This is a genomic window from Flavobacterium hibernum, assembly GCF_000832125.1.
Taxonomy (GTDB): domain Bacteria; phylum Bacteroidota; class Bacteroidia; order Flavobacteriales; family Flavobacteriaceae; genus Flavobacterium; species Flavobacterium hibernum.
Genome location: NZ_JPRK01000008.1, coordinates 383,303 through 406,277, shown reverse-complemented (window position 1 = coordinate 406,277; position 22,975 = coordinate 383,303). Strand labels below are relative to the sequence as shown.

At 32.1% G+C, this 22,975-nt stretch carries 23 protein-coding genes; 11 read left to right on the top strand and 12 right to left on the bottom strand.

Annotation, left to right across the window (positions count from 1 at the left end):
• The first annotated feature begins 9 nt into the window (after window positions 1-9).
• The gene (locus tag IW18_RS10955; protein WP_041517616.1) at window positions 10-609 is read left to right on the top strand and encodes a hypothetical protein; all 600 of its coding nucleotides are present in this window, start codon (window positions 10-12) and stop codon (window positions 607-609) included.
• Window positions 610-625: 16 nt separating this feature from the next.
• A complete protein-coding gene (locus IW18_RS10950) occupies window positions 626-1,258 on the top strand; it encodes a murein L,D-transpeptidase catalytic domain-containing protein (RefSeq protein ID WP_240475552.1) in 633 nt (210 codons plus the stop codon).
• Between the two features lie 17 nt (window positions 1,259-1,275).
• Here IW18_RS10950 and IW18_RS10945 read toward each other — a convergent pair whose 3' ends face one another.
• Window positions 1,276-2,241 (bottom strand): GlxA family transcriptional regulator, encoded by a 966-nt coding sequence (locus tag IW18_RS10945; protein WP_041517613.1) that lies wholly within the window; start codon window positions 2,239-2,241, stop codon window positions 1,276-1,278.
• 169 nt (window positions 2,242-2,410) lie between these two features.
• Here IW18_RS10945 and IW18_RS10940 point away from each other — a divergent pair, with 169 nt between their 5' ends.
• The 6 genes from IW18_RS10940 (at window position 2,411) to serB (ending at window position 6,138) form a co-directional block, all read left to right on the top strand.
• On the top strand, window positions 2,411-2,815 hold the full coding sequence (locus IW18_RS10940; protein WP_041517612.1) for an SRPBCC domain-containing protein: 405 nt from the start codon (window positions 2,411-2,413) through the stop codon (window positions 2,813-2,815).
• 45 nt (window positions 2,816-2,860) lie between these two features.
• The gene (locus IW18_RS10935) at window positions 2,861-3,265 is read left to right on the top strand and encodes an SRPBCC family protein (RefSeq protein WP_041517611.1); all 405 of its coding nucleotides are present in this window, start codon (window positions 2,861-2,863) and stop codon (window positions 3,263-3,265) included.
• Between the two features lie 154 nt (window positions 3,266-3,419).
• On the top strand, window positions 3,420-3,827 hold the full coding sequence (locus IW18_RS10930) for a VOC family protein (RefSeq protein ID WP_041517610.1): 408 nt from the start codon (window positions 3,420-3,422) through the stop codon (window positions 3,825-3,827).
• A 2-nt stretch (window positions 3,828-3,829) separates the two neighbouring features.
• On the top strand, window positions 3,830-4,267 hold the full coding sequence (locus IW18_RS10925) for an SRPBCC family protein (RefSeq protein ID WP_041517608.1): 438 nt from the start codon (window positions 3,830-3,832) through the stop codon (window positions 4,265-4,267).
• Between the two features lie 38 nt (window positions 4,268-4,305).
• Window positions 4,306-4,749, top strand: coding sequence for a VOC family protein (locus IW18_RS10920; RefSeq protein ID WP_041517607.1), 444 nt, complete (start codon window positions 4,306-4,308; stop codon window positions 4,747-4,749).
• Window positions 4,750-4,908: 159 nt separating this feature from the next.
• Window positions 4,909-6,138 carry a phosphoserine phosphatase SerB gene (gene serB / locus IW18_RS10915; protein ID WP_041517606.1) on the top strand — a complete coding sequence of 410 codons (1,230 nt, stop codon included), beginning with the start codon at window positions 4,909-4,911 and terminating at the stop codon, window positions 6,136-6,138.
• Between the two features lie 207 nt (window positions 6,139-6,345).
• On the opposite strand, the gene IW18_RS10910 is transcribed toward serB, so the two are convergent.
• The 5 genes from IW18_RS10910 to IW18_RS10890 form a co-directional block, all read right to left on the bottom strand.
• Entirely contained in the window at window positions 6,346-6,591 is a 246-nt protein-coding gene (locus IW18_RS10910) for a hypothetical protein (RefSeq protein WP_041517605.1), read from the bottom strand.
• Between the two features lie 44 nt (window positions 6,592-6,635).
• Entirely contained in the window at window positions 6,636-7,226 is a 591-nt protein-coding gene (locus tag IW18_RS10905) for a Zn-dependent protease (RefSeq protein WP_041517604.1), read from the bottom strand.
• A gap of 3 nt (window positions 7,227-7,229) precedes the next feature.
• Complete coding sequence (locus tag IW18_RS10900) at window positions 7,230-7,814, bottom strand: hypothetical protein (protein WP_041517602.1); 585 nt, start codon at window positions 7,812-7,814, stop codon at window positions 7,230-7,232.
• A gap of 109 nt (window positions 7,815-7,923) precedes the next feature.
• Window positions 7,924-8,505 carry a hypothetical protein gene (locus IW18_RS10895; protein WP_041517600.1) on the bottom strand — a complete coding sequence of 194 codons (582 nt, stop codon included), beginning with the start codon at window positions 8,503-8,505 and terminating at the stop codon, window positions 7,924-7,926.
• Between the two features lie 42 nt (window positions 8,506-8,547).
• The gene (locus tag IW18_RS10890; RefSeq protein ID WP_041517598.1) at window positions 8,548-10,056 is read right to left on the bottom strand and encodes a GH3 auxin-responsive promoter family protein; all 1,509 of its coding nucleotides are present in this window, start codon (window positions 10,054-10,056) and stop codon (window positions 8,548-8,550) included.
• Between the two features lie 222 nt (window positions 10,057-10,278).
• On the opposite strand from IW18_RS10890, the gene IW18_RS10885 reads away from it, so the two are divergent.
• Together IW18_RS10885 and IW18_RS10880 are read left to right on the top strand one after the other, a co-directional pair.
• Window positions 10,279-11,073: a DUF2797 domain-containing protein gene (locus IW18_RS10885; RefSeq protein ID WP_041517597.1), complete on the top strand. Its 795-nt coding sequence runs from the start codon at window positions 10,279-10,281 to the stop codon at window positions 11,071-11,073.
• 257 nt (window positions 11,074-11,330) lie between these two features.
• Window positions 11,331-12,410: a glycosyltransferase family 9 protein gene (locus IW18_RS10880; protein ID WP_041517596.1), complete on the top strand. Its 1,080-nt coding sequence runs from the start codon at window positions 11,331-11,333 to the stop codon at window positions 12,408-12,410.
• A 71-nt stretch (window positions 12,411-12,481) separates the two neighbouring features.
• On the opposite strand, the gene IW18_RS10875 is transcribed toward IW18_RS10880, so the two are convergent.
• From IW18_RS10875 to sppA, 3 genes are all read right to left on the bottom strand, one after another.
• The gene (locus IW18_RS10875; RefSeq protein WP_041517594.1) at window positions 12,482-15,073 is read right to left on the bottom strand and encodes an AsmA family protein; all 2,592 of its coding nucleotides are present in this window, start codon (window positions 15,071-15,073) and stop codon (window positions 12,482-12,484) included.
• Between the two features lie 174 nt (window positions 15,074-15,247).
• A complete protein-coding gene (locus tag IW18_RS10870; protein ID WP_041517593.1) occupies window positions 15,248-16,198 on the bottom strand; it encodes an alpha/beta hydrolase in 951 nt (316 codons plus the stop codon).
• A gap of 10 nt (window positions 16,199-16,208) precedes the next feature.
• A complete protein-coding gene (sppA, locus tag IW18_RS10865) occupies window positions 16,209-17,966 on the bottom strand; it encodes a signal peptide peptidase SppA (protein WP_041517592.1) in 1,758 nt (585 codons plus the stop codon).
• 280 nt (window positions 17,967-18,246) lie between these two features.
• On the opposite strand from sppA, the gene folK reads away from it, so the two are divergent.
• Window positions 18,247-19,380 (top strand): 2-amino-4-hydroxy-6-hydroxymethyldihydropteridine diphosphokinase, encoded by a 1,134-nt coding sequence (folK, locus tag IW18_RS10860; RefSeq protein ID WP_041517591.1) that lies wholly within the window; start codon window positions 18,247-18,249, stop codon window positions 19,378-19,380.
• Between the two features lie 212 nt (window positions 19,381-19,592).
• On the opposite strand, the gene IW18_RS10855 is transcribed toward folK, so the two are convergent.
• The 3 genes from IW18_RS10855 to IW18_RS10845 form a co-directional block, all read right to left on the bottom strand.
• The gene (locus IW18_RS10855; protein ID WP_041517589.1) at window positions 19,593-21,776 is read right to left on the bottom strand and encodes an Ig-like domain-containing protein; all 2,184 of its coding nucleotides are present in this window, start codon (window positions 21,774-21,776) and stop codon (window positions 19,593-19,595) included.
• 109 nt (window positions 21,777-21,885) lie between these two features.
• The gene (locus IW18_RS10850) at window positions 21,886-22,428 is read right to left on the bottom strand and encodes an RNA methyltransferase (RefSeq protein WP_041517588.1); all 543 of its coding nucleotides are present in this window, start codon (window positions 22,426-22,428) and stop codon (window positions 21,886-21,888) included.
• A 78-nt stretch (window positions 22,429-22,506) separates the two neighbouring features.
• Complete coding sequence (locus tag IW18_RS10845) at window positions 22,507-22,932, bottom strand: DUF1573 domain-containing protein (RefSeq protein WP_041517587.1); 426 nt, start codon at window positions 22,930-22,932, stop codon at window positions 22,507-22,509.
• Window positions 22,933-22,975 lie beyond the last annotated feature (43 nt).

Sequence of the window (22,975 nt, the reverse complement as noted above, 5' to 3'; positions counted from 1 at the left end):
CGATAACAAATGATAACAGAAGTTTTAAAAAATTTAGCATACCTATACTATCCTAAAAATATATGTCCTTGGAATCAAAAGGAGCAATATTTAGAAACTGTCGAGTATAAAAGATTAGAGCAAGTAATAGATCTTTTTAGTTCTGATGAAAATCAGAAATTACGAAATGCTATAAAGGCAGAGTTTGATAAAGATTTAGTCTTCAGGGATTTTCAAGATTTTTCGAGATTAGATTGGCAAGATCGATGTTATACATTTCTTTTGAGTATTGTTGAAGGAGGAGAATTGTGTTCTGTTACATTATATTTGAGTGTCTTGGTGCCTTATTATGTAATTGATATTATAATTCATAAAGAGCAAATGATTATTCCTAGATCTAAAATTGAAGAATTGGAAAAAGAAAATGTTGATCCGAGAAAAATTAAAGATTTGGTTTTAGAGATAGAAGATATGGTCGAAAAGAAACTATTATATTCCAAATTTCCAAAAGAAATATTGAATCATAAATTTGAAGATATTAGTTTTCAAGATTCATATTTAGGCGAATTTAAAATGTTTAATGCTTTTTTTAATAATCAATTTATTCATCGAGACGGACATGGTAATTAAGAACTATTTGCGCTGTGTGTCTTTATTCTTTGTTTTTGGATTTTCTTGTACGAAAGAAAATAAGAAAGCTATTCCCGTAACTAAACAAAAAAGCGAAATAATTTTAGAAGAAAAATCTCGTGCCGAAATTAATTACAGCAATTATTATAAAGAAGCCAAGCAATATAGCCAAAGAAATAATCTCAATCAAAATAAATTTATTCTAATAGATTTAGGTGTTCACTCAGGTTTAAAAAGATTTTTTATTTATGACTTTAAACAGAATAAAATTTCAAAATCATATATAGTAAGTCATGGTTGTGGCGATAATAGATGGGGCGCAACAATGTCAAAAGATAAAGCGCCAATAAGTAACGAATTTGATTCGCATTGTTCCTCTATTGGAAAATTTGTTGTGTTAGATCGAGGTGTGAGCCAATGGGGAATTAAAGTCAATTATATTTTGCAGGGAAAAGATAAATCGAACTCCAATGCCCGAAGTCGTGCTATAGTTCTACATTCCTGGGATGCAATTTCAGATAATGAAGTATATCCAAATGGAACACCAGAAGGTTGGGGATGTCCAGCCGTTTCAAACGAAAGCATGAAAGAAATTGATGAAATATTAAAACAAAACAAAAAAGTTCTGATGTGGATTATTAAAACATAATTTACTGCTCAAAAAAACTACTGTACCCTAAACTTCTCGCGATATTCAATAGGCTTCATTCCAACCATTTTATAAAATACTTTTCTAAAAGCTTTTGGATCGTTATAACCTGTTTTTTCGATAATTTCAGAAATCGAAAGTTGAGTTTGTTCCAGATATTTTTTAGAACTTTCTACTCTAATATTCTGTAAATATTCGATTGGCGGAATTCCCGTAACCTGTTTAAACCTGCGTGTCATGTTTCGTGCACTAGTTGGAATATCTTTCGTAATTTCTTCTAGTTTTTCGATAGTGCTGTATTGATTTTCAATTTTTTGCTGTAACATCGCAACCAAAGTGTCGTTGTGCAGATGATTAGGTCTAAAAGTGCTAAAATAACTCTGCTTGTATCGGTTTAAATCAATCGAGAAAATTTTCGCAATTTGAACGGCAATTTCATTTCCGCAATATTTCTGAACCAAAAGAATCAACAAATGAAAAGTTGAAGTAGAACCTCCGCTCGTATATAAACTTCCGTCGGCGGTTAAAGTTTCTTCAGGTTTTAATTTCACCATCGGAAAAGCTTTTGTAAAAGCACTGCAAGCATCGACGTGTGTTGTTGCCAATTTTTCGTTTAATAATCCCGAAGCCGCAAACAAAAAAGCACCAGTACAAAAACTTGCCAATTCGGCACCGGATTGATGTTGCATTTTTAGCCACGGAATAAAGTTTTTATTCTTTACAATCATCTCACTCATATTATCAGTTGTAAAAGCAGGAATTAAAATGAGATCAAGAATTTCTGTAGAATCTTCGATAAAGTTCACCTCATATCCAAATAAACGATTCTCATTGATTTGTTCGGCAGATTGAAAAACCATAATTAGAAAAGGTTTGTCATCTTCTTTAGAGATTTTATTAGCCGTTTCAAAGACTTCTAAAATAGCGGCTATACTTAATAACTTATAGTCGTGGGGCACAATTAAACCTACTTTCTTACTCATGATATTTTTGTTTTTTGAGAAAATGATTCAATACAAAAATAAGGAATTTGTCTTAAATGCCCCTAAAAATGACTTTTAATGTATCTTAAAGCTTATTGTAAAAATCTACATTTGCTTTAAATAATTTGTAATTTTATATAGAACAAAGTACAATTTTAATAAAAACGCAATGATAACAGTCCAAAATAAGATATGCGCATCGATAGATAAAGTTTGGGGTTTTTGGACAATACCAGAGCATATCAAAAAATGGAATATTGCAATAGACGATTGGTATACTCAAGATGTAAAAAATGATCTTAAAGTAAATGGAAAGTTTCAATATAAAATGGCAAAAAGAGATGGAAGTTTAAGTTTTGATTTTGAAGGAATATATACTAACATCGAAAGTTTATCATTAATAGAGTATAAACTCGATGATGATAGAACAGGGCAAGTAAGATTTGAAAAAATTGCGGATGAAGTAAAAATTGCAGAAACATTTGAACCAACAAAACAAGATTCTGTAAAGATGCAAGAAGAATGGTGTCAAACAGTGATTGACAATTTTAAAAAGTATGTAGAGCGTATTTAACAGTTTCAATTCAAATAAAAATAATTTACTTAACAAGAAAATAGTATGATAACAATACAAAACACAGTTAACGCATCAATAGATAAAGTTTGGGATTTTTGGACAACGCCTGAACATATTACCAAATGGAGTTTTGCCTCTCCAGACTGGCATACTCCACATGCCGAAAATGATTTGAGAGAAGGCGGGAAATTTTCGTCTACAATGGCTGCAAAAGACGGAAGTATGAGTTTTGATTTTGGAGGCGAATATACTTTAGTTGAGAAAAATAAAGCAATTGAATATATTTTGGAGGATGGGAGAAAAGTCGAAATCAGTTTTACAGAAACCCCAAGCGGAGTAGAAATAATTCAAAGTTTTGATCCCGAAACGCAAAATCCAGAAGAAATGCAGCGTGGTGGCTGGCAAGCAATTTTAGATAATTTTAAAAGTTACACAGAAGCGAATTAGTTTTTTTTAGATTCAAAGAGGCAGAGTAACAAAGGTTCAAAGTTCAGGAACAAAAAAAGTAAACTTGGTGACTTAGCGCCTTTGCGAGATATAACAACTAGCTAAAATTATCTTATAAGACTTATATGGTTTAAAAATATTAAAATATCAAAAAATGACAAAACAAATTTGGCTGAATTTGCCTGTAAAAGAGGTGGCAAAATCAAAAGCTTTTTTTTCGAAAATAGGATTCTCTTTTAACGAAGAACATGACACGCCAAGTTCTACATGCATGGTGGTGGGCGAAGGAAAATTTGTAGTAATGCTTTTTGAAGAATCTTTGTTTGTTAGTTTTTCACAAAATAAGCTGACAGATACGCAATCGAGTTCAGAAGTTTTGATCTCAATTGATGCCGAAAGTATTGCCGAAGTAGATGAATTGGCAGAGAAAGTAAAAGAGGCCGGTGGAATTGTTTTTGCACCTCCTGCAGATAGCCAAGGTTGGATGTACGGTTGTGGCTTTGCAGATTTAGACGGTCATCGTTGGAACGTTTTATTTATGGATTTTAGTAAATTATCTTAAACATGGAAACGTTAGAGTTTAAAATTAGAATTAAAGCACCTGTTCAAAAAGTGTGGTCAGTTTTGTGGGAAGAAGAAACCTATAAAAAATGGACAGGAGTTTTTTGCGAAGGTTCGTACACTATAACTGATTGGGGGCAAGGTGATAAAGTGCATTTTATGTCTCCTAATGGAGAAGGAATGTACAGCATTATTGAAACTAAAATTCCAAATGAATATATGGCTTTTAAACATTTAGGAGAAATAAAAGACTTTAAAGAAATTCCTCTTAATGAAGAAACCAAAAAGTGGAGCGGCGCAATGGAAACCTATCGATTAACTCAGGATGATGAATTTATAGATCTCATTGCTCAGATTGATACAGTCGAGCAGTATATCGATTATTATAAAGGAGTTTTTCCAAAAGGATTGGAAAAGGTAAAAGAGTTAGCAGAAAAATAAAAAACAAACAAAAAACAAAAAACAAAAAACAAAAAATCATGACATCAGTAAACCCTTATTTAATTTTTAACGGAAATTGCGAAGAAGCATTTTTGTTTTACAAATCAGTTTTTGGAGGAGAGTTTCCATACATAGGAAAATTTAAAGATATGCCTGCAGATGAAAACGGAAGTTGTGCTCAAATATCAGAGAAAGATGCTAATAGAGTAATGCATGTTTCGCTGCCAATTGGAAATACCATTTTAATGGGAAGTGATAGTAACGAGCAATCTGGAGATGTAGCTTTTGGAGGAAACTTTTCAATCTCAATAAACGTTGAGAGTACAGATGAAGCTAATAGAATTTTTAACGGACTTTCGGCAAACGGAACCGTTTACATGCCAATGAATAAAACTTTTTGGGGAGCTTATTTTGGTATGTTCAAAGACAAATTTGGCGTAAGCTGGATGGTAAATTTTGACGAAAATCAACCGGGTCAATAACGAAAAAGTTATGTTATTGCAATAGTGAAACATAATTGTTAAAATATTTGAAAAAGCACGTTTTAACGTGCTTTTTCTTTTCAAAAAAACAAAGAATATTCTTTTTTATAAGCATTAGATTGCCGATTTTTGTCGCTTCTTAAAAACAATATAGAAAAAATGGCAGCAGAAGATAAAGAGATTATTCTATTAAAAGTTTCAGGTCATGATAAGCCAGGAGTTACGGCTGGTTTAACAGCAGTATTAGCTACTTACGATGCTATTATTTTAGATATTGGTCAAGCCGATATTCACGATACACTTTCTTTAGGGATTTTATTCGAAATTCAAGCCGGTTCAACATCTGGGCCAGTTTTAAAAGACTTATTGTTCAAAGCTTACGAACTAGAAGTAAAGGTTAAATTTATTCCAATTTCTATAGACGATTACGAAAAATGGGTAAAAACACAATCGAAACAACGCTATATTGTTAATATTTTAGGAGAACAGTTAGCCGCTTCACAATTGGCCGCAGTAGCTAAATTATTGTCAGATCAAAACTTAAATATAGTTTCTATTATAAGATTAACAGGTAGAACATCTGTTGTAGAAAAAGAAGATTATCCACGCTCTTGTATACAATTATCATTAACAGGCGATGTTGTAGATAAAATAGCTATGACAGCAAGTTTCATGGAAATTTCCCGAACGCTAAATGTTGACATTTCGTTTCAGGAAGATAATATTTATAGAAGAAACCGACGTTTGGTTTGCTTCGATATGGATTCAACTTTAATTCAGACAGAAGTAATCGACGAATTGGCAGAACTAAATGGAGTAGGAGAACAAGTTCGTGCCATAACAGAATCTGCAATGAATGGCGAAATTGACTTTAACGAAAGTTTTAAACAGCGCATGGCGTTGCTGGAAGGTTTGAGCGAAGACGTTTTGCAATCAGTAGCCAAAAAATTACCAATAACAAAAGGCGCACATCGTTTAATGAAAGCCTTAAAATATTACGGATATAAAACGGCAATTCTTTCTGGAGGATTCACCTATTTTGGAGAATATTTACAAAAAGAATTAGGAATCGATTACGTTCACGCCAATCAATTAGAGATTAAAGACGGTAAATTAACCGGTAAATATTTGGGTGATATTGTTGACGGACAAAAGAAAGCCGAATACCTAACTGCCATTGCTGAGAAAGAAGGAATTCATATTAACCAAACAATTGCGGTTGGTGACGGAGCCAACGATTTGCCAATGTTAAATCTAGCAGGTCTGGGAATCGCTTTTCACGCAAAACCAAAAGTAAAAGAAAATGCCTCAACATCAATTTCAAGTTTAGGTCTTGATGGAGTTTTATACTTATTAGGATACCATGACAGATATATTGATATGATGTAATAAATCAACGTTTGCGACATTTTTGTCATTTCGACCACAGGGAGAAATCACACTACAAATTCCGTAAACAATGTCGCCAATCTTTGTCGAGATGCGAGTGCGATTTCTCCATTCGCTCGAGATGACATATAGGTTTCCATTAAAAAACAAAAACCTTAGTTTTTAAAGCTAAGGTTTTTTTATTATGCAGTTAGAAGAAACGTCTTCTTAATTCTCTCTGGATTTCAATTCCTTTTTAATTTGTTTCAGATTGTAAAAATTTAAAAAAAGTAACGGTAACAGTGTGAATGGAATAATTTGCAAAGGACCGAAACCTTTTTTTAGTACAAGGAAAACATTAGCTCCTAATAATAAAATTAAAAGTATCACAAACGCATACGTAACGCCTTTCGATATTTTTTTAGTTTTTACTAATTCTTCAGTAGTCATTTCTGCAAATTTCTTGGTTTTCATTTGGTTTTAGTTTTTGGTTAATTATATATGTTTCATTTGGTCAATCAAGTTTGCGCATTGCTTAATTTCCATCCTTTTTTAATTAAATAGGTTTTGCACTTTATACAAAAATCAGTTTCTTCATCAATATGATTTTTACCTTCGGCATCTCTCATTAAACATGATTTTGTTGGGCAGTGAGGTAAACCTTCAGTATGTCCCAATTCGTGTAAGACTACTTTGTAAAATTGTTCGTTTTTATTTTGTTTGCGTAATCTGTAATCAGAAACTACACAAGATTTGCCAGGATGATAACCCAATCCCATAACGCCCCAATCTTTTATTTTTCCTTTGGTTACGCTAATATCACTATTCGATAAGCCTACAATCACAGAATCTTTGCCAATATTATTTTTAATAGTTTTGATAATACTGTCCGCTCGATATCTGTTTCGAGGTTGGTAAAAAGCATTTTCAGGAAATGGAATGTTAGATCTTAAAACAACGTTCGGGCTGATAGTTCGTATTTTATTATAAACTTCCTTTGCTTCTTCAGTATTAAAATTCCCTAAAGGTTGAATTACAATTATTTTTTGATGTTCACTTTTTGCACAGGAAATCAGCGCTAATATTAAAAAGAGAAAGTATTTTTTCATTTTTTAATTTTCTAATTCAATAGTTTTGATAGCTCCGATGGGAGCAATTTTTATGGATTTGCTTTTTGCTATTAGATAAAAATAATAAGCGCTATTAGCATCTATCAAGAAAATATTTTCAGTTTCTCCAGTATTAAAGGTCAGCTTTTGTTTGTATTCCAGTTTATTGTTTTTGATTTTTTGAGCCATATTTTTTCCTCCGCCAAGGCCAATTCCTAAAAAAAAGCTCAGTATTCCAGTACTTACAGCAAGTAAAAAAGCTTTTTTTAATTTACTTTTAATGATATCAGTTGATGGTTCATTATCATTAAGGTTAAATTTTTTTTTAACCCAGTTTTTAGAACGATAATTATAAATAAGAAGCAGAATAAGGGTTATAAGAAGTAAAAAGAGGATTATGAAAAATAATATAAGTGGATTTGCGGTTAAATCAGCAATTGGACTTATTAAAATGTCCATAATTGTCGAATATTTTAAGATGTTGATTTTCAGTTGATAAAAATAAACACTTTCTTTTAAAATCCCCATTACTACAAGAAAGAGGTATCCTAGCGGAATTAAATTTTGTAATTTTTCTATTGACTTCATTTCTAATTTAGCAATTTTTTTAAATTTATTTTAGATCCTATGTTTTTTTAACTTCTCTCAATAATACTTCTAATTGTGTTCACAAGCAAGATGCTTGTAGAAGTGAGGATCATAATTCTTCGTCTAAATATTTTTGAATCTCTAACTCATCTTTCAAATCAATGATGGTCGCTAAATCCCAATCATTCAATATTAAATCTATTTCATTGCCTATTTTCGATAGTAAATTCCTTAATTTAGTTTTGGTTTCAGAATCTTCATGGAATCTAAAGTTATTAATCCAGAAATCATTGACAAAATCATTTTTTATAGAAACAAATATTTCGGCTCCATCATAAGTGTATGCAAAAGTATTTTCGCATTTATATTTTGCTGACCCATAACCTTCGTAAACTTCTGAATATTTTTTAAATTCATAATAAGTCAGGATCTTATTCAGTTTGTCAAGAGTTATCTTTTTGTCAGCAAGTGTTATTGGATTATCCTTTCGCATATAAATATCTTTAAATCCAAGTGCGTCAGAATTCTCTTCTCCAAAATATTCAATTTGTTTGTTTTCTGTTTTGAGATATGATAAGTTCTCTCTCGGAAGAAATTCAACTTGATTAAAGAGATCTTCATGGAAATAAATGCAATTTTCATGTTGTATCTCGCTAATTTCTTTTCGTCGAAAGAAGTTAAATAGTTTCATTATTTTATAATTATTAAGTACAAGATATTTACAACATAAATTCTACATCTCTTTCAACTGTTCCAAATAATCTCTTTGATTCGAAAGTCTCGGAATTTTATGTTGTCCGCCTAATTTATCACGTTCTTTTAACCAATCGTAAAATAAATTTTCACGTGCTACATTTATCACAAGCGGATTTAAAGTCATATTATTATGGCGTTTTGCTTCGTAATCTGAGTTTAAAGTTTGTAGCGTTTCATCTAGTACTTTTTGAAAAAGCCCAACATCGGCAGGTTTTTTCTTGAATTCGATCATCCATTCGTGAGCGCCTTTTTCTTTGTCTTGCATAAAAATAGGAGCAACCGTATAATCGATAACTTCAGTATGTGTAATTTGGCAAGCTTTGGCAATTGCCTGGTCAGTATTTTCGACCATTAATTCTTCGCCAAAAACATTAATATGGTGTTTGGTTCTTCCGGTAACTCTTATTCTATAAGGATTCAATGAAGTAAAACGAACGGTATCGCCAATTAAATAACGCCATAAACCAGAGTTTGTAGTGATAACAATTGCATAGTTTTTATCTAACTCGACATCGGCCAAACGAATCACTTTTTGGTTTGGAGTTCCAAAAGTATCCATTGGGATAAACTCGTAGAAAATTCCGTAATCCAACATCAACAATAAATCGCTTGAATTATTCAAATCCTGAATGGCAAAAAAGCCTTCAGAAGCATTGTATATTTCGTAATATTTAAAATCTTTACTTGGTAATATTTTCTTGTATTGTTCTTTGTACGGAGAAAAACTTACACCACCGTGAAAGTAAACTTCCAGATTTGGCCAAATTTCAAGTAAACTTTCTTTACCAGTATTTTCGAGAACCTTATTCATTAAAACCAACATCCACGATGGAACACCTGCAAAACTGGTTACATTTTCGTTTTTGGTTTCATTAATAATAGCGGCAATCTTGGCTTCCCATTCACTCATTAACGAAGTTTTACTGCTTGGCGTACTGCTGAACTCAGCCCAAATTGGCATATTCTCAATCAAAATAGCCGATAGATCTCCAAAGAAAGTATTATTGTTTTCATAAATCTGGGAACTTCCGCCTAAGCGAAGACTTTTTCCTAAAAACAATTCAGAATCTTCGTTGTTGTTCAAGTACAAACAAAGCAAATCTTTACTGCCTTTATAGTGGCAATCTTCAAGAGCTTCATTACTTACAGGAATAAATTTACTTTTAGCATTTGTAGTTCCACTCGATTTGGCAAACCATTTTATAGGAGTTTCCCAAAAAACACCTTGCTCGCCCTGACGAGTTCTTTCGATTAAAGGTTGTAGTTCTTCATAAGTAGAAATAGGAACCCTTTCGGTAAAAGTTTGATACGAGTTAATCGATTCAAAATCATATTGCTTCCCTAAAACAGTATTTTCTGCGGACGTCAATAAATTATGCAATAGTTCTTCCTGAACTTCATTAGGGTATTTTAGAAAAAGTTCTATCTGATGTATCCTTTGTTTCAGGACCCAAGAAGCAAAAGAGTTGATTATTGATAAGGGCATGGAAAGAATTTAGTTTTAGATTGCTGATTTTAGATTTTAAATCTCAGATTACTACAATTAGTGTATAAATCAGAAAATTTAAAATTTGAATATCGATAGACAAATATTAACTTTGTCGTTGTATCAAAAATAGTGTTTTTTTGTAAAAAAAACCATTCTATTTGCGCGAAAAATTCACTTTCGGCATAAATCTAAAATTTAAAATCAGCAATCTAAAATCATATGCAATATCAAGGAGTACTTACAAAAATGCAAACGGAATTAGGAAAACCAATTCAATACTATTTAGTTTTTGAAGACAGTTTCTTAAATATGAATCAGTTACTAAACAAAGAGATTGAGATTAACTTTGTAGGTTTTGAATGTTTGAATTGCCATAAAAAGAAAAAGATATACCGTCAGGGTTTTTGCTACGAATGTTTTTATTCAAGTCCCGCAGTTGGTGACTGGATTATGCGACCAGAATTAAGTACAGCGCATTTAGGAATTGCAGATCGTGATTTAGACTATGAACAAAAAGTACAATTGCAACCGCACGTTGTGTATTTGGCTGTTGCCAGCGAAATAAAAGTTGGGGTAACGCGTAAAACTCAGGTTCCAACACGTTGGATCGATCAGGGCGCTACGCAGGCAATTGCAATAGTTGAGGTTCCTAATCGATATTTAGCAGGAATTACAGAGGTTGCTCTAAAAGATCATTATACTGATAAAACGAACTGGAGAAAAATGCTTCAAAATGCAGGTGAAAATTTTGATTTAATTGCAGAGAAAGCAAAAGTCGAAAGTTTGATTCCGCCAGAAGTTCAAGAATACTTTTATGCTCAAAAAAATGATTTATATGAATTGCAATATCCGGTCTTAAGTTACCCAACTAAAGTTGCGAGTTTGAACTTAGATAAATCGCCTTCGTTTCAAGGGAAATTGGTTGGAATTAAAGGGCAATATTTAATTTTTGAGAACGGAACTGTTTTTAATATTCGAGGTTCAGAGGGCTATGTTGTTACTATAAACGTCTAGTAAAATGGGGTGTTGGTAGAGTTAAAAATGCTAACTATCTAATAGTTATTTATTTATAGAATATTTTTTGTAATTTTAAATCTCCTTTAAGAAGCTATAAATGTGAATGTTGATACATTTGGTTACAATTTTGTAATAATAGCTTATTGGAAGAATTTAATTTTGAAAAGAAAGAAAGCCTAGTTTTGAACCTGGTCAATCTTTTGACTTTTTTAAAATTAGATAAAGATTTTTTTAATCCTTGAAATTTTTTATAGATGAGTTTTTTAAATAAAATAAACGATTATAGGCGTGGTGTAATGCGTGGCCTGACTAAAAACATTGGAAAACCAAAGACAGAGCTCGATATTATTTTGGTTGATAAAACCGAAATTAAAAGAGTTTTAATTTGCAGACCAAATGGGAGGTTAGGAAACTTGCTGCTAATTACACCACTCGTTCAGGAAGTAACAGAAATATTTCCAAATTGTAAAATCGATTTATTTGTTAAGGGAACGTTAGCTCCAATAATTTTTGAGAATTATGACAGTGTTAATAAAATAATCGATTTACCCAAAAAGCCCTTTAAAAGCTTATTGAAATATATTAAAGTATGGATTTCAATAAAAAGACAAAATTATGATCTTGCGATAAACGTAGATCAAAACTCTTCTTCAGGACGTTTAGCAGTCCAATTTTCTAATGCTAAGTACAAATTTTTTGGAGATTTAATTGATGAATCTCAACTTGTAAAAAGTGATTACGACCACATAGCAAAATACCCCGTTTACAATTTTAGATATTACTTAACAAAACTTAGATTAGCACAAAGTAATAAATTAGTAGCTCCTATAGATCTTAAATTATCTTCTTCTGAAATTGCCGAAGGAAAGAAAATTTTAAATGATTTAGTTCAGAATACAAAAAGAACAATTTGCATATTTACTTTTGCAACAGGCGCAAAATGTTTGTCTGAAGATTGGTGGAATAACTTCTATACACAACTTAAAGAAGAATATAAAGATTTTAATATTATCGAAATTTTACCTGTAGAAAATGTTTCGCAAATTGGATTTGTGGCTCCAACATTTTATAGTAAAGATATTCGCGAAATTGGATCTGTTATTGCCAATGCTGATTTGTTTATTGGTGCAGATAGTGGAATAATGCATTTGGCTAGTGCTGTTCAAACGCCAACAATTGGATTATTTTCTGTGTCAAATATTAAAAAATATGAGCCTTATGATAATTGTAGTGTTGCAATTGATGTAAATTTATATGCTAAAAAAGATTACATAAAAATCATCAATTCAATTTTAAATAACGGAAAGTTAGGCATCTATTCAGACGCTATTTAGATAAAATCAGAAATAAAAAAGAGGCATTCGTTTATTTTACGAATGCCTCTTTTTGTATTGTAATACTTGGTTTATTTCTTCTTAAATAAACCGTTTATTAAGTCACTTGCTTTCTTCGTCACTTCCTGAGTTTTTTGTTCTTTCTCTGTTTTTGCAGCCTGAGTTGTGTCTTTTGCCTTTGTATTTTTATTAATTAAATCATTTAGGGCAGAAGTACCTTTTTGAGTCAACTTTTCTTTTTGCTGATTTGCCACTTGAGTAGCCAAACTTGTTACAGCGGTTTTCATATCTGTTGATATTTTCGGATTAGAAAAGTTACCTGTAATCACAGCGTTTATCGGAATGTTTTGCAGTTTTGCTGCGTCGGCAGGCGACATTTTTGCAAGAAAAGCATTGGCTTCGTTTCCTAAATATTTAGCCGGAACATCAAGTTTTAAGTTGTAATTCATTGTTTGATCAAAACCATGAGTTCCGCCAACGGTAATTTTAATATCTTGATATTTAATATCAAAAGGTTTTACATTTACTTTACCATTTTCAAAAGTCAATGCCGCTTTAATGTCATTCAAATTTACTTTACTCATGTCGATAAATTTAATATTCGAAGTTAAAGCATTTAATAAAGTTGAATTTTTAGAATTTATGGTAGTCGAAAGTAATTGGCCTAACAAATCGCCAGAAATAGAACTTAAATCCGGAGTTAATTCCTTAGCATCTAAATTTCCGTTTAGTTTTATAGTAGAGTTCAATTTCCCGTTTATGATTCCTGCTATAGGTGCAATTTTTTTCATCATGTCCAATTGCGTAAAAGTTTGTGCAATATCAACTTGATTAAAACCTAAATTCATGTCAAAAGTTGGTACTTTAGTTTTGGTCGAAACCGTTCCTGTTAAACCAATTGTTCCACCAAAAATAGAGGTTTTAAAATTCTCTAAAGTAGCTTTTTCGTCTTTTACAATTAATCTTCCTGAAACATCTTTCAATTTTAAATTATCGTATAAAACAGTTGTTGCTTTAGCATTTAACGTACAATTTAAAAAAGCAGGAATCTTTATGGCTTCAGCTGGTTTCGCAGTAGTTTCTTTTGTTGCAGGTGTACCTGCAGTCATAAAATCGTCAACTGCCAATTGGTTTGAACTCATATTGAAGTTTCCTCTTAACTCTTGTTTTTTGAACATAAAACCGTAGAAGTTTTCTAAAACACCAGTAACACTTAAATCGCTTTTTCCTGTTGTAGCATCAAATTTTTTCAAATTAATTGTACTTGGGTTAAATTCTACTAAGGCAGTACTAATGTTCATTGATTTATTGTTTTCGTCAGTATATTTAAATCCTGACAAACTCATAGTTCCTGCATTTTTGATATTTTGATATTGACTTTTTTCTACAGATGCCATGTCAAATTGAGTAGTAACATCAGCTTTTAAAATACCAGTCAAAGGTTTGTCCATTTTTATTGGATATGCTTTTGAAAGATTAGCCAAGTTGATTGTTCCTTTTAATGCCGCATTTACAAAAGGATTTACAGTAATATTTTTAATATTCGCTTTAGCATTAAAAACATCCTGATCAATTCTAAACGAAAGTTTGTCCAGATTAACGTAAGTATCATTTAATATTCCGGTTTCATTAATAATCTTAGTATCAATTACAATATTCTGAACTGATTTTGGTAAGTTAGGATATTGAAAAGAAGCATTATTAGAGGCGATTTTAACGTTAAATTTTGGTACAGTTGTTTCTGTTAGCTGACCTTTTGCAAAACCTGAGACAGTAAAATCTCCTGTAGTTTTAACGCCATTTAAACCAGAAGAATAAGCCGATGGAATTAAACCTAAGAAATTGGTAAATGATGAGGTTGGGGTTTTAAATTTTAAATCATAATTCTGACCCGCATCAACCATCTGAATAAAACCGTCAAACTCTAAAGGCAATTGATTAATTAATGCTTTGTTTTCTTTAAAGGTATATTTACTTTGTTCTAAATCAATTCCTAAAACAGCGTCTAGCGTTAATTTTACATTTTTCATGTAATTGATCTTATCCATATCCAAAGAAACTTTTGCTGTAGATTTTGTAGTCAAATCTAATTTAGAATTGGTAAAATCTCCTGTTCCTTCGTGGTTTAAACTATCAATGACCATTTTTATTTTAGAACCCTGATCAATATATCTAAAGGTAAAATTCTCAATTTTATACCCCTGAATTTTTAAAGAAAGTGGTTTACTTTTGTCGTCTTTTTGTGTTTTGTCTTTATCTTTTAAAGCAATATCGAAGTTGCCAACACCATCCTTGTTAAAGATAATATTGATTAAACCATTTGTAGAGCTAATTCCCTGAATACTTAAAGGTTCGTCTTTGCCTTTAAAAAGCTCCTTAATACTCATTTTTAAGTTCAATTGTCCCAGCGAAACTAAGGTATCGCCTTCAAAAGGAGCTTTGTTAATGATAACTAGTTTTTCTATTCCAACTGTAGCATTTGGGAAGTTTCTAAACAAGCTTAAATCTGCATCAGTAAAACTTACTTTAGCATCGACACTTTCGTTAATTGCTTCGGCAATTTTGGCTTTTATTTGGTCTTTAAAGAAATATGGAATAGCAAACAATGTTGCTACAATGACCACAAGAACAATGGCAGATATTTTTAAAATTTTCTTTAACATATAGATAAATTTTGAGTGTTTAAATTTAAAATAGAACCGTGCAAAAATAGTTTTTTAGATTGAGTTTGTATATAAAGTTTATATAAAAATGTAAGAATTATACTTAAATTTTGTTAAAGTAAAAATCCGCTTGAATATAGTTCAAACGGATTTTTAATGGTTTTATGATTTTAATTATTTTTTAATGAAAGAAATAATCTTGCTGGTCATGACTTCAGAAATAGGCAAGGTTTCATTACTATAGCTTGCAAAATTTGCTTGTTGGTCTCCGTCAACAATTTTCATTACGTGATTCATTTTATCCACAATTAAAAGTTCAGCGTTTTTATTGGCCTGCGACAAAAGCTCGGCATCTTTTACGGTTACTTGTAGATCATTGTTTCCCTGAACAATTAAAATAGGAACTGTTAACTTTTTAATTTCTTCTTGCGGATTGTATTTAAACCATGAAATTAAATAGGGCTGAATACTTGGTCTAAAAAGAGAATTAAGCATTGGATCGACTTTTTTCACATTGTTTCCTCTTTTTAAACTATCAATGATTGGGAAAGTCATATCGTCCAATTGTTTATTCGATTTAGATGCAATTTGTGCTTTTATTAATTTATCTGCAGATTCTCCGGGACCTGCAATCGAAATAAATTTGTTGGCTTTTGCACCGGCAATCATTCCTATTAATGAACCTTCGCTATGTCCAATAACAATTACTTCAGAAAAACGTTTGTCTTGTTTGAGTAAGTTAATCCAGCTTTTTACATCTTCGGTGTAATTTTCAAAAACTAAATTTGCTTCAGCTACAGCTGCGGCTTTACTTTCGCCAATTCCTCTTTTGTCATATCGTAATGTTGCAATGCCATTTTTAGCCAAAGCTTCAGATAGCATTTTTAATGAATTATTTTTCATCATTGGGTTATTGCCATCTCTATCTGTTGGTCCTGAACCAGAAATGATAAGCGCTACCGGAACTCTCTTGGTTAAATTATTAGGAGTGGTTAGTGTGCCAAATATCTCGACTACATTAATCTTTAAAACTAAAGGAGATTCCTTAAAAGTTTTTTCACTCTTATCCTGAGCGTTTACAAAGCTTAGGAATAAAACGGCAAGAAAAACAAAAGCTTTTTTCATTTTATTGGAATTATTTGATATTTAATCCAAATGGAAGAATTGCCTGAACTCCTTTTTGTTTTTGAAGTCTTTTAACCTGCTCAATTAGCATATAGTTTTCTTCGCCAATTTCTTCTTTAATAAAAGCTTCTTTTGATTGTGCAAAAGGAAGATTAGAAAGAAGATCGTTGAATGTTTTTTCGTATTCAGGATAATTTTGTGTACTGTATGTTTTTACTTTGGCAATTTTTGCTGCCTCGGCAATAGCATCATTTAATCCTCCAATTTTGTCTACCAAGCCAATTTTTACAGCTTCAGTTCCTGACCAAACTCTTCCTTGAGCAATAGCATCAACTTGAGCAAAAGTCATTTTTCTACCTTCGGCAACATGTGTTACAAAAGTGTTGTAGATATGTTCAACGCCTTCTAGCGTAAAAGCTTTAAACTTTTCGTCAAGTGGTACAAATGGGCTATAGCTAGCTGCGTTTTCGTGTGTTTTTACCTGTTCAGTATTAATTCCTAATTTATTGGCTAATGGGCTAAAGTTTGGTAAAACTCCAAAAACTCCAATAGAACCCGTAATTGTGTTATTCTCAGCAAAAATTTTGTTGGCGTTACAAGCAATATAATAACCGCCAGATGCAGCATAATTTCCCATAGAAACCACAACTGGTTTTACTTTTTTAGTAATTTCAATTTCTCTCCAAATTAAATCAGAAGTCAAAGCGCTTCCACCCGGACTATCAATTCTAAGAACGATTGCTTTTACATCTTCGTTTTTACGCGCTTCTTGCAAAGAACGACGCATAGAACCTTCGCCAATTACAGTTACATCTCCTTCGCCGCTTTGTATTTCGCCTTGAGCATAAATAACCGCAATTTGATCTGTTGCAGTATTGGTTAACGCAGTTGTAATATTGTTTTGAGTATAATCTGAAATCGAAATTTTGTTGTAGTCATCGTCTCCAGTAACTTTTAAAGCTTTTTTGATTGCATTATGGTAAACATCTTCATAAGCAATAATGTCAACCAAATGTTGAGCTTTTGCCATTTCTGGAGTTCTTGCCAATAAACCATTTGCGATTTCGTTTAGTTTAGGTAGCGGAATATTTCTGCTTTTTGAAATATCAGTAGAAACCGTTGCCCAAAGCGAATTTAATAACGCTGTTACTTGCTCTCTATTGGCATCACTCATTTTGTTTTCTAAAAATGGTTCAACAGCACTTTTATATTTTCCGTGACGAATCACTTCCATATGAATACCGGATTTATCCTGAAAATCTTTAAAGAACATTACTTCAGACGAAAGTCCTTTAAAATCTAAATCTCCTGCAGGATTTAAATAAATAGTATTAGCAACAGAGTTTAGGTAATATTCTTTTTGAGAATAGGTATTAGCATAAGCCCAAACAAATTTTCCTGATTTTTTGAAGCTTTCAAGTGCGTTTCTTAAATCTTTATATTGAGCTAATCCTAGTGAAGATTCGTCGTTTAAGATCGAGATTCCTTTAATATTGTCATCTGTTTTTGCAGCTTCGATTGCATTGATAACATCCGTTAGACCAATTCCTTTTTTATCTGAAAAAACAGTTACCCAAGGGTCTTTGTATTTTCCGGCATAATCATTTTGAATTTGCTTTAAATTTAATTCTATAACAGAATCACTTTTGACTGAAACGGAGTCGTCTCCTCCAAAAATAGTCCCAATAAGAATTACTCCAAAAAAGAAGAGCATAATAAATACAAAAATACCAATAACTGTGGCAATTACATTTCCTAAAAACTTCATAATAATATTTTTTTAATAAGTAGCAAAAAAGGTTGGTTTGTTACAAATGTAATCTAAAAACGAATTAATTCTTGTTCCGTATTTGACGAAATAAGTTTAGTTTTTACATTTTTAAATTATAAAAATAAAGATATGTAATTTTGTAAGATAATAAATGTTATTTTGTTGATTTAAAGAAAATAATTAACAAAAGAAGAGTTTATATCTCTTGAAAACTTCTGATTCTTGAGGCAAATAATGTAGGTAATTCTAAAATAGTTTTAGTTAATTTGCAGTAATTATGAAGTCACAGCATCAAGTCGTTTTATCTATAGGAAGTAATCAGGGAAACAGGTTAGCAAACATCGAAAGTTGTATCGATTTGATACATCAGGAAGTGGGAACTGTAATCAGAGTTTCCAGATTATACGAAACTCCTGCATGGGGCTTTGAGAGTGATGCTTTTTATAATTGTGCATTGATTTTGCACACCAATTCATCTGCCCAAAAAATACTGAATCAGGTTTTGAAAGTTGAAAAACAATTGGGTCGTATTCGATCTAATCAAGAAGGTTATCAATCTAGACTTATTGATATTGATTTGATCTTTTTTGATGATGAAATTATTGAATCAGAAAAACTGCAAATTCCACATCCGTTAATGCAAAACCGAAATTTTGTATTGTTGCCAATGCAGGATTTAAATATAGATTGGAAACATCCCGTTTTTCAGAAATCTATTGTAGAGTTAATTGCGATTTCGCCAGACGATAGTGTTTGTACAGTGGTTCAAAATTTAAAGAATCCTTTGCAGGGAATTACACTCGAGAATTTTAATTATATCGCTTTTGAGGGAAATATTGGAGCAGGAAAAACCACTTTGGTACAAAAAATTGCTGAAGATTTTAATGCCAAAACAGTTTTAGAGCGTTTTGCCGATAATCCGTTTTTACCTAAATTTTATAAAGATCAAAACCGATATGCTTTTCCGTTAGAAATGTCTTTCTTAGCAGATCGTTATCAGCAATTATCTGATGACTTGGCTCAGTTTGATTTATTTAAGGATTTCATCGTAGCCGATTATCATATTTTCAAATCATTGATTTTTGCAAAAATTACGCTTGCAGAAGATGAATACCGTTTGTACCGAAACTTATTTGATATTATTTATAAAGAAATGCCAAAGCCTGATTTGTACATTTATTTGTATCAAAACACAGAGCGTTTGCTTCAAAACATCAAAAAACGTGGACGAAATTACGAGCAGAATATTGAGGCAGAATATTTGGATAAAATAAATAATGGCTACTTGGAGTACATCAAAACACAGGCAGATTTGAATGTTTTGATAATAGATGTTTCAGATCGTGATTTTGTAAAAAAGCATGAAGATTATCTTTTTATATTGAATGAAATTCAGAAGAAATTGAATTAATGTGGCAATTAGATAATTAGATAATTAGAAAATTAGACAATTGTTTATGTTTGTAAAAAAATAGCATTGCAATAATTATTTAATTTTCTAAATTGACACATTTTCTAATTAATGCGTTCCAATAATTATCTCATTATCTAATTGGCACATTTTCTAATTAATGCATTCCAATAATTATCTCATTTTCTAATTATCAAATTCCCTAATTAAACTCATCTTTTTAAAGAAAAATGACCTCTTAAAACAGGATGGTCATTATCGATTTTCATTGCGTACCAATAATCAGAAGCCGGTAGAGGGGTTTTGTTTAAAGTTCCGTCCCAACTCATTTTAGAACCATTTAGCTGTGCCACAAGTTTTCCGTATCGATCAAAAATAGTTACTTGTGCTTGCGGATAATTTTCCATTCCAGCAACCTCCCACGAATCATTAAATGAGTCATTGTTTGGAGTAAAAAATGCAGGGAAAATAATGACAATAAAGTTAAAAGTATCACCTCCGCAACCATTTTTTTCCTGAACAAAAGCAGTTCTTAATCCAGCGGGAACATCATAAAAAACATTAGAATCCTGAAAAGTTAATCCATCTACAGAATACTCATAATAATCAGCATCCTTAGTAAGATAAATAACAGCTTGCGAGCCGTTAACATCAACACGTGAAATTTTAGGAATTAGATGCTCGTCGACAATAATTGTTTTTCGACTTGTACAGTTTTCCGGACTTGGACTTGTAACGTCAGCTGTGTAAGTTCCACCAGTTGCAACCGTAATTATTTGAGCAGTTTCGCCAGTGCTCCATTTGTAAGTCATTCCAGCAATTCCTGCGTCGAGATTAATTTCTTGATTTTCGCATAATATTACAGTTTCATCAGTAACTACTGGCGGACTATAAATAACAATATTTACCGGAGTACGATTTGTATTAATACAGCCATTATTTGAAGCTTCGGCATAATAAGTAGTATTTGCTGAAATTACAGGTGTTTGGAAATTATTTCCTGTGTATAAACTTGTACCTCCAGTTGAAGCGGCAAACCAATTGATCACGCCAATATTTGCAGTAGCTTGAATCGTTACAGATCCTGCTCCACAGTTAGAATATGTCGACTGAGTTGCAACTGGTGTATTAGGAGTTGTATTTATAGTAGCGATAACTGATTTTCGATTAGATTCGCAACTAGCATCAACATAATAAGTTGTTGTTGTGTTTATAACTGGAGTAGTAAAGGTATTTCCTGTTCCTAAAACTGTTCCTCCCGTTGCACTATCGTACCAGCTTATTGTTGCGCCTGGGGTTGCGGTGGCGGTTAAAACAAAACTACCCGAATCGCAAATTGCACTTGGATTTGGACCAGGTGTTGCAACAGGAATGGTAATTTTGGTACTTGCAGCAATTTCTAAAGGTGATTCGCCCGGCATTCCGCCAAATTCGACAACATAGCCTTTTGGTTGATAATCGCCGCCGCCAGCTCCAGTGTTCGATAAATCGTTCCAAGAGCCTTTAATGCCAACTCCTGGTTGAGTAATATGCGCGTAATCTTCATTATCCTGATTGTTTGGTTCGCCTGTATTCCAGAAAGCAAAATTGGGTGTCGATCCATTTGCAGCTCCGTTCCAAAAAACAGTTCCGGCTTCAGGGCCTGTAACCCATTTCCATACACCTTCGGTTTCGGCATCACTACCACCAATCCATCCGGTTCCAGAGGCTTGTTCTCCAATTAGTTTGGCTTCGTCTGCAGATAAAATAGTAGCTAAATATCCTTTAAGCCCATAATAAGTACTTGTTTCGGCTGCTGTTTTTGCCTGGCTCCACGATATGCCAATGCTGGGAACGAATAAATAGAAATGTTGCGTTGAGGGTAAAAAATTGGCTTGACCAATTGTTATCGAAAAAGTTCTTGTGCCAGAAGCTGTACTTGAAGAATTGGAGAATACGACATCTTTAATCGCAAATTCTAGATCAGAATATGGGATATCTCCTCCTGCTGAATTTTCGATGGTTAATTTTCCTGCAACAGGATCCCAACTCGTTTTAATTGTTGGATGAGCTGCTAGGTTAGCAAGTTCCAATTTGTCTAAACTCGAGTAGCCAGAAGAAATTTGAATATATCCAGCTTTAGTTCCTAATTCTAGAGGATCATGAAAAATTTGAATCGAGGTTACAATATTAATGGTGTTTTGCGGGCAGTAGAATTGATCTCCGGAAGCTATAATTCTTGGAGGAGTAACATCAAAATTTACTTTAGATGTGTTTTTTTTGTTTGATTTTAAAGTATCATTCTTTATTGCAATGGCATTTCTGTTTAAAGTTTTAATCGTCTTATTTGCGTAAGATTGATTAAAACAAAAAACGAAAAACAAAAATGATATTGTTAAGAAATTAATATTTTTCATTTCATAAAAGTATCAATTTTATGATAACAAAAAAATATATTTAAAATTCTAACATATAAATTTCGAATTTCATATAAAATAATATTTTTTAGAATACAAAATGTTGTATCTAAACGTTGCTTGGCCAGTTTAATTTTTGAAATAAATCCCAAACTACAATTCCGGCGCTAACTGCAATGTTTAAAGAATGTTTTGTGCCTAATTGAGGAATTTCAATACAGCCATCACAAATGGCAACGGCTTCCTGTGCAACGCCATAAACTTCATTGCCAAAAACCAATGCATATTTTTGATTTTTTGTCACTTTAAAATCCTGTAGAAAAATGGAACTTTCAACTTGCTCAATTGCCATTGTTATTACGTTTTCTTTTTTAAGATTTTCAATAACTTCTAATACATTTTCATGATGTTCCCATGCTACAGTTTCGGTAGCGCCAAGAGCAGTTTTGTGAATTTCTTTGTTAGGAGGAGTTGCAGTAATACCGCACAAGATTATTTTTTCGACCAAAAAAGCATCAGAAGTTCTAAACACAGATCCAATATTGTGTAAGCTACGAATGTCGTCTAATACTATTATTAAAGGCGTTTTATCTGATTTTTTAAAATCTTCAATCGATTTTCTGTCAAGTTCGCTATTTTCTAGTTTTCTCATTTGTGTTGTATTCAGGTCATAAAAAAAGCTTCCAAAGATAAGGAAGCTTTTTCGATTTATTTTATTTTGTTTTTCAGATTAGCTTTTAACTGGATCTGGTAAAACTGTACCTTTAATAGTAAGTACTTTTGTTGGTTGTCCTTCGGCATTAGAAGTAACAGTTACAGTTTTTGTAAAAGCACCAACTCTGTCAGTAGCATATTTTACACCAATAATACCTTTAGCACCTGGAGCGATTGGCTCTTTTGGAGTTGTTGGTACAGTACAACCACAAGAACCTAGTGTGTTAGTAATGATTAATGGTTTAGTTCCGTTGTTTACAAAAACAAACTCACGTTTTCCATCGGCATTATGAGCGATAGTTCCGTAATCAATAGTTTCTGTTTCAAAAGCCATTCCAGCTCCTTCAACTTTAGCAGCTTTAGCAGCTTTTTTAGTGCTTTGAGCGTTAGAAGTAGCGATTCCAGCCACAACTAACATAGCAATTAAGATTATTTTTTTCATCTTGTAGGGTCTTTTTTAATTATGAACAAATCTAGAGAAAATT

Excerpts from the sequence above, each read along its gene's own strand:
- IW18_RS10940 (WP_041517612.1), top strand. The coding sequence starts at position 2,411 with ATGATAACAGTCCAAAATAAGATATGCGCATCGATAGATAAAGTTTGG.
- IW18_RS10945 (WP_041517613.1), bottom strand. The coding sequence starts at position 2,241 with ATGAGTAAGAAAGTAGGTTTAATTGTGCCCCACGACTATAAGTTATTA.
- IW18_RS10895 (WP_041517600.1), bottom strand. The coding sequence starts at position 8,505 with ATGAAACTATTTAACTTCTTTCGACGAAAAGAAATTAGCGAGATACAA.
- IW18_RS10930 (WP_041517610.1), top strand. The coding sequence starts at position 3,420 with ATGACAAAACAAATTTGGCTGAATTTGCCTGTAAAAGAGGTGGCAAAA.
- IW18_RS10870 (WP_041517593.1), bottom strand. The coding sequence starts at position 16,198 with ATGAAAAAAGCTTTTGTTTTTCTTGCCGTTTTATTCCTAAGCTTTGTA.
- IW18_RS10955 (WP_041517616.1), top strand. The coding sequence starts at position 10 with ATGATAACAGAAGTTTTAAAAAATTTAGCATACCTATACTATCCTAAA.
- IW18_RS10885 (WP_041517597.1), top strand. The coding sequence starts at position 10,279 with ATGCAATATCAAGGAGTACTTACAAAAATGCAAACGGAATTAGGAAAA.
- folK (WP_041517591.1), top strand. The coding sequence starts at position 18,247 with ATGAAGTCACAGCATCAAGTCGTTTTATCTATAGGAAGTAATCAGGGA.
- IW18_RS10855 (WP_041517589.1), bottom strand. The coding sequence starts at position 21,776 with ATGAAAAATATTAATTTCTTAACAATATCATTTTTGTTTTTCGTTTTT.
- IW18_RS10920 (WP_041517607.1), top strand. The coding sequence starts at position 4,306 with ATGACATCAGTAAACCCTTATTTAATTTTTAACGGAAATTGCGAAGAA.
- IW18_RS10905 (WP_041517604.1), bottom strand. The coding sequence starts at position 7,226 with ATGAAAAAATACTTTCTCTTTTTAATATTAGCGCTGATTTCCTGTGCA.
- sppA (WP_041517592.1), bottom strand. The coding sequence starts at position 17,966 with ATGAAGTTTTTAGGAAATGTAATTGCCACAGTTATTGGTATTTTTGTA.
- IW18_RS10935 (WP_041517611.1), top strand. The coding sequence starts at position 2,861 with ATGATAACAATACAAAACACAGTTAACGCATCAATAGATAAAGTTTGG.
- IW18_RS10890 (WP_041517598.1), bottom strand. The coding sequence starts at position 10,056 with ATGCCCTTATCAATAATCAACTCTTTTGCTTCTTGGGTCCTGAAACAA.
- IW18_RS10875 (WP_041517594.1), bottom strand. The coding sequence starts at position 15,073 with ATGTTAAAGAAAATTTTAAAAATATCTGCCATTGTTCTTGTGGTCATT.
- IW18_RS10850 (WP_041517588.1), bottom strand. The coding sequence starts at position 22,428 with ATGAGAAAACTAGAAAATAGCGAACTTGACAGAAAATCGATTGAAGAT.
- IW18_RS10880 (WP_041517596.1), top strand. The coding sequence starts at position 11,331 with ATGAGTTTTTTAAATAAAATAAACGATTATAGGCGTGGTGTAATGCGT.
- IW18_RS10900 (WP_041517602.1), bottom strand. The coding sequence starts at position 7,814 with ATGAAGTCAATAGAAAAATTACAAAATTTAATTCCGCTAGGATACCTC.
- serB (WP_041517606.1), top strand. The coding sequence starts at position 4,909 with ATGGCAGCAGAAGATAAAGAGATTATTCTATTAAAAGTTTCAGGTCAT.
- IW18_RS10925 (WP_041517608.1), top strand. The coding sequence starts at position 3,830 with ATGGAAACGTTAGAGTTTAAAATTAGAATTAAAGCACCTGTTCAAAAA.
- IW18_RS10845 (WP_041517587.1), bottom strand. The coding sequence starts at position 22,932 with ATGAAAAAAATAATCTTAATTGCTATGTTAGTTGTGGCTGGAATCGCT.
- IW18_RS10910 (WP_041517605.1), bottom strand. The coding sequence starts at position 6,591 with ATGAAAACCAAGAAATTTGCAGAAATGACTACTGAAGAATTAGTAAAA.